Below are 8,014 nucleotides of genomic sequence, written 5' to 3'. Positions count from 1 at the left end.
GGCGCGGGCCGTGTTCCGCTATGCGGTTGTCAATTTGCGAAAGAAATTATGCGTCACCATTTAATTGCGACCCTCAAATTGCTTGGACTGCTGCTAGGATGCTTGGTCTTAATGTGAGCAGTGATGACATGCTTAGTGATCTACGGGCAATTTACAGAAAGGGCAGTGTGTTTGAGCGGGAGAACGAATATCGTGCCCGTCTTGTACCAGAGCCAGATGAGCTTGAGATGAATTATGTACAACGCCCATGCAAGCCGTTGCGAGTTATTCTTGGGAGCAGGATGACTCAAGAGGATAAAGAGCTTTGCATTTGCGCGGCGAATAAACTGGATATTCCTGTAGATGAACAGTGCTAGTTATCCTTTAATAGTGCCGTATAGTCAATTATTTGTCAGCTGAATCGGGCGTCAGTAGACTTCTGAGCTGGCGATTGCTATATCTACGGGGGCATTTCGAAAGATAATTTGGTGTAATTTACGTTAACGGGAGTTGCTTGTCTATGAGTTTATCTTTATCAAATTGGGATTACTACTTGGTTCTTGAAAGAGAGCTTGTTAATTCCTTTAATTATGTTGAGCTGAGCAACGATAATTTCTCAACTTATTCAGTTGAATTTGCAAAGATGCTTTTATCGATTTGTTCTGAATTTGATTCGGTTTTTAAAGATTATGTCGAACTTCGATCCGGAAATAGACCATCTAATATCAAGGAAGCATTCGAGTGCCTGTCTGCTTTGAATGATATTGCCTTTGTAAATGAGGTAGTTGACATTGCGATTAACCAGAGTATTTCACTCAAACCTTTTAATGCGTGGATAAATGGAATGTATGCAAAATTAACTTGGTGGGATAGCTATAACGCTGTGAAACATGATCGTGGTACGTATTTTAGAAAAGCTAATTTGGAGAACTGTTTGAATTCACTGGCAGCTTTATTATGTATCGAAATTGTCAGTTTGAAATGTTTTGGAGTTAAGCGTTTGACTCCAGTTAATCGATTGTTTCGTATACCTAACAAACAACTTTGCCGATCATTGCCGGGCCAAAATGGACAATGGGATTTGGTTATCGATTCTAAGGAGCTGAATGAAACATCAAATATGAGACCTGCAAATTTGATGATAGTGAAGAGCGTGAGCTAGCGATACTTTGGATCGCACAAAAAATAGATGGCGTAAGCGTGGGGGGGTGATGACGTCTGCCTGACGCAAAACGGCTTTCGCACTAGAATCTGAAATAACCACAAGGAAGGTTCTTGAGAAGGATGAGGACCGCAATGTAGATCTTAGCGGACGCCGCGCCCGACATGTTCGCTGAGCCCCACCTCAGCGACGGGACGATCGACAGCTGGTGCTTATCCGCAGGCTCTCCGATCAGGTGCTTAATTCGATCATAGAAGCCGAGGCCGGTCAGCTTCACTGCAGTGGCGTGAACAGCCGGAACATCTATTGCGAATGTATTCTTAAGACCTGCAGCGTCGACATTGTCGTTGCTCTCTACTATGAAGTGACTCAAGTGGTCACCGGGAATTGAGCCCGTGAGCACGAAATACTGAGCAGTTTAATCAAGAGGGCCGCTTCCCGGGGACTGGGGGCGCAGCTCTCGGCCAATGGTTTCACCGGGTGGTTACTCTGACGTGCTCGAGCAGGAAGGATGGAGGAGATGGTCCATGCCCCTGGACACAGTGAGTGCTATTGTTTTATTGGTTATTGTGTCCTTAACCGCTTATTCGATATCAACTGACATGCAGTCTAATTATGTTGGTTGTTATCTTTATTTTGTCGTTATTAGGTGCTCTTGCGCTAAGGCTGATGGAGCTGATTTTTATGGCATATCCTCCGAAACGTCCAAATAGCCACATAATTGATACAGAGGCATGCTCTTTCGTCACCTCCCTTATGCCTTCTGAAAACTGGGTTGTTCGAGACTTAACAGAACGTGATTTTGGAATCGATAAAATTTTTGAGCGCTTTGAAAACGGATTCGCTACTGGTGAATTAATGGCAATTCAGGTGAAGGGAACAAACAAGCCACTCGAAGATAAACCTGAAATTCCATTTTCCATTGATACGAAGACGCTTTTATACGCTGAAATGTTTGCAATACCTTTTCTTTTAATTAGATGTTCTTTAGCGGATGATGGAGCGTGCTATTTTGTCTGGTTGCAAGAGTATATTCGTGTTCGATTGAATTTCGATAATTCGTCTTGGCGAAAGCAAAGGTCAAATACTATTTTAATTCCAACTTCTAATAGATTGGGCGATACCTCTGCTGAAAGTCGGTTAATCCATATCTCTCGGTTTCCAAAAATGAAAGAGTCATGGATCAAATATTATATAAATACATGTGATTTAGCGTATCGACTTCCGAATTATATTGAGGATGATACCGTCACATTAGATTTCGCAATACAATACGTTTTGCCTGTTCTTGGTAACCTTGAGAAGGCTAATAACATGCTTGGTTTAATTTCCAACCACTTTGTCGCTACTAAATTGAGCCAAGCTATTGAGCTTGGAAAACGTATATGCGACAAAGAGTTTGAAAGCGAATTAACTGATTCGTTTTTTAAATTCGTTTGCCTGTGTTCTGATGTACGCAAATCTATAGATGTGCTATCACTTAGATTCGATGTCGATCATATGAGGTTTTTATATGAGTCCGAAGGCATGGCGGAGTATTAGTGCTCTGTTTTTTCTGCGGGTTGAATGTAATGCGGGATTTCTTGTCGGATACTTTAATCTAGTGCTTATCTTCAAGAAAGACCTGAAAGGTATTTTGTTTGACTACGTTTGTGCCTAAGTTGCTTTGAAAGCATGGTTTTTAGAGAATAATCCCCGAGCCTTGCTCCGTGTGGCGGCACGTAAAAGTTGTACTGTGCTTGGGCAGGTAAAAGTCCAAGACGATTAGATATCCGAGAGGATATCGAGCCCGCGTCGGGGAGATAAGGTGAGTCCGCGCCGGGGACTTTAATTCCGGCGGCAATTAGGTTTCCGAAAGGATGCCGTGGCTGGCAGCCAGCAGAAAACCGCTCTACACACTCCTTCCGCGTGCCGCCTGCTCAAACGATTTGCGCCGAAAAGGATATCCGGTTTGTGCCATAAGACGTTGCTGTCGACAATGCACGGGACGGCAAGGACGTGGCGGCTCTCATCAAATTGCAGTCACAAAGATACCTTTTATCGATTCCCTGTTGAAAAACTAAATTGATAGTCTGAGAATAACTTAAGAGAGCCTTAAATCTCGGAGAAAGGATGTCGTATGAATAACCTTCGAGAAAGATGGCGAGGACTAACAGCGCTGGGAGTTGCTGTATTTGCCGCCGCCTGCATGACGGTTGCCCCGGCGCCCTCATTTGCTGATATTGATTCTCTCGTTGGTCTTCAATATATTGATCATAGCGAGTCTCGCAATTTGACAGGTTTCTCTGTTTCTCGTCCTGCTGGAACGTATTATTTCGACAACGATGGCTCGATGCAGACCGGACTCGTTCGGTGCGAGGACGGCAACCTTCGCTATTTCGATCCCGAGACTGGCGTCATGGTCACGAACCAGTGGTATAACGATTACGAAGCCGTTTGGTACTATTTTGGCGCTGACGGGACCGCGGTGTCGAACTGGCAGCTTATCGGCGGGGATTGGTACTACTTCTATCCCGAAAACCACGATATGGCATACGGCCGAGTTCAGATTGATGGCAAAAACTACTTCCTGAACACCCCTGGCGCCAATGCTGATGGCCGCATGCAGCATAGTGGCTGGATTTATGACTCCATCTATGGAAAGTGGCTCTATGCGACTTCCAGCGGCGAGCTGTTGACCGGTTGGCATAATATCGGTGGAACTTGGTACTATTTCAATGAGTACGGTGTCATGCTAACTGGCTGGATCAACGATTCGGGCACCTGGTACTACGCCAACGCCTCCGGCGCGATGGCCACTGGCTGGCTCAACATCGGCGGTGCGTGGTTCTATCTCGACGGCTCGGGCGCCATGGTCGCTAACGGCTGGCGCAGCCTGGGTGGCTCTTGGTACTGGTTCGACGATTCCGGTGCGATGGCCACCGGCTGGCGTCAGGTCGGCGGCGCCTGGTACTACTTTAGCGGTTCCGGCGCTATGGCCCACGACGCCTGGGTCGGCGACTACTACCTCCAGTCTTCCGGCGCCATGGCTACGAATGCCTGGGTTGGCTCCTACTATGTCGGCGAGGACGGCAAGTGGATTCCGGACTACGGTTTAGTTTGGTATAAGAGCGGTAGCGATGTTTACCATACGCATAAGTGTCGTACCGTTGGCAAGGACGCAAAGGGCTATTCGCAGATCTCTATCCAGGAGGCCCGGAAGCGCGGTACTTTACGAGAGTGCAAGAACTGCCAACAAATTGGCTAACGCATTATTGAGCTAGTTTTGATTGAGGCCCCGTTGCCCTGAGGTGACGGGGTCGCTGCGTGAATGGATACCGTGCTGCTATGAAGAAATGCTCATTCGGGGTGTTGGTCTTTTCGGGCCTTGTTTCTTTGGGACTCCTTTTGGGTTCGCCCTCGATGTTATACGCCCTTGATTCGAATAACACTGACGAAGGTCCCGCATCTAACGTTGCTATTGCTTCTGTCGAGTCAGGCGTTGATGCTCAGCGCGAATCGACCTTCGCTGTCGAGCAGAACTCTCAGGTTGATAATGAGACCCCTTCTGAGGTTTCGAATCAAATTGTTTGGCATCAGGGGTGGATATCACCCGAAGAAGGGGCTGGTTATTGGCGTTGGGGCTTGTCCGACGGAACAATCGCTGTTTCTTCTTGGAGACACATAAACGGTAGCTGGTACTGGTTCGACGACGAAGGTCGAATGGCTCAGGATGGATTGGTTCAAGTCGGGGGTGCAACTTATGGATTCTCCTCTTCGGGTGCAATGCGTGTCGGCTGGTACCTAGATTCTACAGGCCCCACTTCTGCTTGGCGTTATTTCTCCGGTTCTGGCGCCATGGTAAAAGGCTGGCTTTCAGACGGCAGCAACTGGTATTGGCTGGATGATGAGGGCAAGATGGTCCACGATACAATGCTGCAGATCGGGGAAGCCACGTATGGATTCTCCTCTTCTGGCGCAATGCTTATCGGATGGCACCTTGATGCTTCCGTCTGGCATTATTTCTCCGGCTCTGGTGCCATGGTGAAAGGCTGGCTCTCGGATGGGGGTCGTTGGTACTGGCTTGATCCTGCAGACGGTTCTATGGCCACCGGGTTGAAAGAATGTAATGGCACTTCTTATAGCTTTAACAGCTCAGGGGCCATGCTCTCCTCCCAGTGGGCTCTTATTGAAAACAACTGGTATTACGCTGACTCCAACGGCTTACTGCATGGAGGCTGGTTACTTCTAGGGAATTCTTGGTATTACCTGGATCCAGGAAGCCATATTATGCTCACGGGCTTTATGCAAGTGGAGTCGTCCACCTATTTCCTTACGAGTTCAGGCGCCATGGCAACAGGCTGGGCACTTGTTGATGGTACTTGGTATTACGCCGCATCAAATGGAGCTATTCAACGAGGACGATGGATAAAGTTCGGAAGCGCCTGGTATTACCTTGATGATGTATCCGGCGCAATGTGTACTGGTGAATTCGCGGTAGGAAACACGCGCTATTTTTCTTATGATTCCGGTGCGATGGCATCTTCGTGCTGGATTAACTTGAGCGACGGTATGGCATGGGCGAAATCGTCTGGAGCACTGAGCGAGCCGTTGCCTACTTCATCTGATGGATCTCCCGTAGTCGCTGATCGTGCTGACTCGTCTTCATTGCCAGGTGTGATTCATATTGGAGACGCGGTTTTCTATGCGGATGTAAACGGTGCCGTCAATGTAGCATCTGGTTGGATTATGTCGAAAGACGCTTCTGACGAAAGCGGCAATACTTGGTATTACGCATCTTCCAATGGTGTCCTTAAGTCTGGTTGGCAATATGTTAACGGTGCGTGGTATTGGATGGATCCTTCCACCTACAAGATGAAGACCGGATGGCTCAATGACCGCGGCACGTGGTACTGGCTTCAGCCTTCGGGCGCTATGTTTGCTAACGGGTGGCTGAAAATCGATGGCGTCGACTACTACTTCAATGCAAGTGGTGCATGGTTGAATACGTCTGGTTCTGTTTTGGGGGTTAATAGGTCCAGCCTGGTCAATTGGCTTATGAGCCACGAAAACGATGGCTATTACCGTGGAACACCCTACGATACGCATCTTAGCCAAGAAACATGCATGTATCCAAAGGGTGATCCTCGTTGGGATGGGTATACCGGTATGAACTGCGGCGGATTTGTATCGCATGCGTATATGAAAGCGGGCGGTAATTTAGCTCCCATTGCCGCCGAGCAGAGCCATTCCCCTTGGAGTGGAGGTCCCGGAAGGGGCGGCTGCGTTAACGCTTATCGTTGGTACGGCTACGCTATCGATACATGCGCGAACGTGACTTATTTCAACTCTATTGATGAGTTGTTGCGCAGTGGCTTGGCTCGTAAGGGGGACATTGTGTTCTTCAATCCTTACAACCCATATGCCGACGATAGCCACATTGGCTTTTTCTGGGGCAATTCGCCGAGCGAAAATTTGTTCTGGCATAGTGATGGTTATGGAAACCGCATCTCCGGTTTGACCGCTTTGGGTCCATCGAAAGTAATATTGATTCGTTAGAATTCTGAGTTGTAGGGGACTCTCTGGGTCCCCTACCTTTTTGACATCTAGTTTGAAAGTTTATTTGAAGTCGGTATTCTTGGGGGGGGGTAAGAGTAGGGACTAGGAGTCCTTGGTTTCACCCTGCTGGGAAGTTCTTGTTTACATTGTGGTATTGCGTGCAGTTATTTGTCGTCCTAGATGGCATCTTGTCCAGTTGGATGTTCGGAAATCTTTCACAGCCATGCTGTAAGCTAAACGCAAACAAGAACGAATGACGAGGTTTACATGAGCAAACATCTTAAGTTATTTTCGGCATTGTTGGTGCTGATGGTCCTTGCGCCCATTTCTGTGTTTGTTTTCCCCTCGAACGCGGAAGCTGCGCGGTCCCTAGTTGAGAATTCCTGGCGTTATGAGGATGGGCAATTGGTCGCAGAGGATGCTTCTTCCGAAGAAGATGGAATAGCCTTATTGTCCATGGACATTCTTCCCGATGGGGCTACGGCGCAGGGCATCGATGTCAGTGAGCATCAAGGACGTATTGACTGGAATGCTGTTAAGGCTTCTGGTATCGATTTCGCTATTCTGCGCGTTGGGTTTGGCGCTCCATCTTGGGGCGGTCGAGTTGACTATCAATTTAATCGAAATATTTCTGAGTGCGAGCGACTCGGAATTCCCTACGGCGTCTATATCTATTCATATGCTTTTGATAATCAACAGGCAGCCGATGAGGCATCAATGGTGATCAATTGCCTTTCTGGGCATAATCCAAGATTGCCGGTGTATTACGATCTTGAGGACAAGACAATTATTGCAGATGGTCGTCAATCCGGAATTGCATCGAGGGCGCAGGTTTTTTGTAATAAGATTTCTGCTGCTGGATATAAGCCAGGCATTTATGCAAACCTAAATTGGTTTACCAAGATATTGACCGACCCTGTATTTAAGAGTGGTTCTTGGGATCATTGGATTGCTCAATATAACTCGCAATGTGACTATACCGGCAATTACAGTTTTTGGCAGTATAAGAGCAACGGAAAAGTCCCTGGAATCAACGGCAACGTTGATATGAACTACGCGTATGTTGATGTCTCCCTTTATCATTGGCAACTAATTGACAGCACCTGGTATTATGCAGCCTCCAACGGCAAGGCGTATACCGGATGGTTGTTTCAAAGTGGCACGTGGTACTGGCTCGAGCCCGACGCGGGCGGTGCCATGGCTACCGGCCTTCACGCGTGCAACGGCTCCCTGTACTGGTTTAATTCGTCCGGCGCCATGGCGACCGGGTGGCTATTCGACGGCGGTACCTGGTACTACGCGACGGGATCCGGCGCGCTGGCGCGCGGCCCCGTA

At 47.9% G+C, this 8,014-nt stretch carries 6 protein-coding genes; all 6 read left to right on the top strand.

Annotated features, from left to right (window positions below):
- The coding region (locus tag DW870_RS09515; protein ID WP_233547412.1) for a hypothetical protein at positions 1-356 on the top strand (356 nt) is incomplete at its 5' end.
- Positions 357-499: 143 nt separating this feature from the next.
- Complete coding sequence (locus DW870_RS09285; RefSeq protein ID WP_022094837.1) at positions 500-1,141, top strand: hypothetical protein; 642 nt, start codon at positions 500-502, stop codon at positions 1,139-1,141.
- A 615-nt stretch (positions 1,142-1,756) separates the two neighbouring features.
- Positions 1,757-2,683 carry a DUF4365 domain-containing protein gene (locus DW870_RS08425; RefSeq protein ID WP_117877455.1) on the top strand — a complete coding sequence of 309 codons (927 nt, stop codon included), beginning with the start codon at positions 1,757-1,759 and terminating at the stop codon, positions 2,681-2,683.
- Positions 2,684-3,260: 577 nt separating this feature from the next.
- Positions 3,261-4,388, top strand: coding sequence for a hypothetical protein (locus DW870_RS08420; RefSeq protein ID WP_117877453.1), 1,128 nt, complete (start codon positions 3,261-3,263; stop codon positions 4,386-4,388).
- Between the two features lie 80 nt (positions 4,389-4,468).
- The gene (locus DW870_RS08415; RefSeq protein WP_117877451.1) at positions 4,469-6,679 is read left to right on the top strand and encodes an N-acetylmuramoyl-L-alanine amidase family protein; all 2,211 of its coding nucleotides are present in this window, start codon (positions 4,469-4,471) and stop codon (positions 6,677-6,679) included.
- A 267-nt stretch (positions 6,680-6,946) separates the two neighbouring features.
- A partial coding sequence (locus DW870_RS09420) for a glycoside hydrolase family 25 protein (protein WP_304485490.1) occupies positions 6,947-8,014 on the top strand: 1,068 nt, incomplete at its 3' end.

Origin of the sequence: Collinsella sp. AM38-1BH (genome assembly GCF_003467545.1) — a bacterium.
GTDB lineage: Bacteria > Actinomycetota > Coriobacteriia > Coriobacteriales > Coriobacteriaceae > Collinsella.
This window is presented reverse-complemented; position numbering and strand designations above follow the sequence as displayed.

What these genes read in the sequence shown, in the direction of transcription:
- DW870_RS09285 (WP_022094837.1), top strand. Translation starts at nt 500, where the DNA reads ATGAGTTTATCTTTATCAAATTGGGATTACTACTTGGTTCTTGAAAGA.
- DW870_RS08425 (WP_117877455.1), top strand. Translation starts at nt 1,757, where the DNA reads ATGTTGGTTGTTATCTTTATTTTGTCGTTATTAGGTGCTCTTGCGCTA.
- DW870_RS08420 (WP_117877453.1), top strand. Translation starts at nt 3,261, where the DNA reads ATGAATAACCTTCGAGAAAGATGGCGAGGACTAACAGCGCTGGGAGTT.
- DW870_RS08415 (WP_117877451.1), top strand. Translation starts at nt 4,469, where the DNA reads ATGAAGAAATGCTCATTCGGGGTGTTGGTCTTTTCGGGCCTTGTTTCT.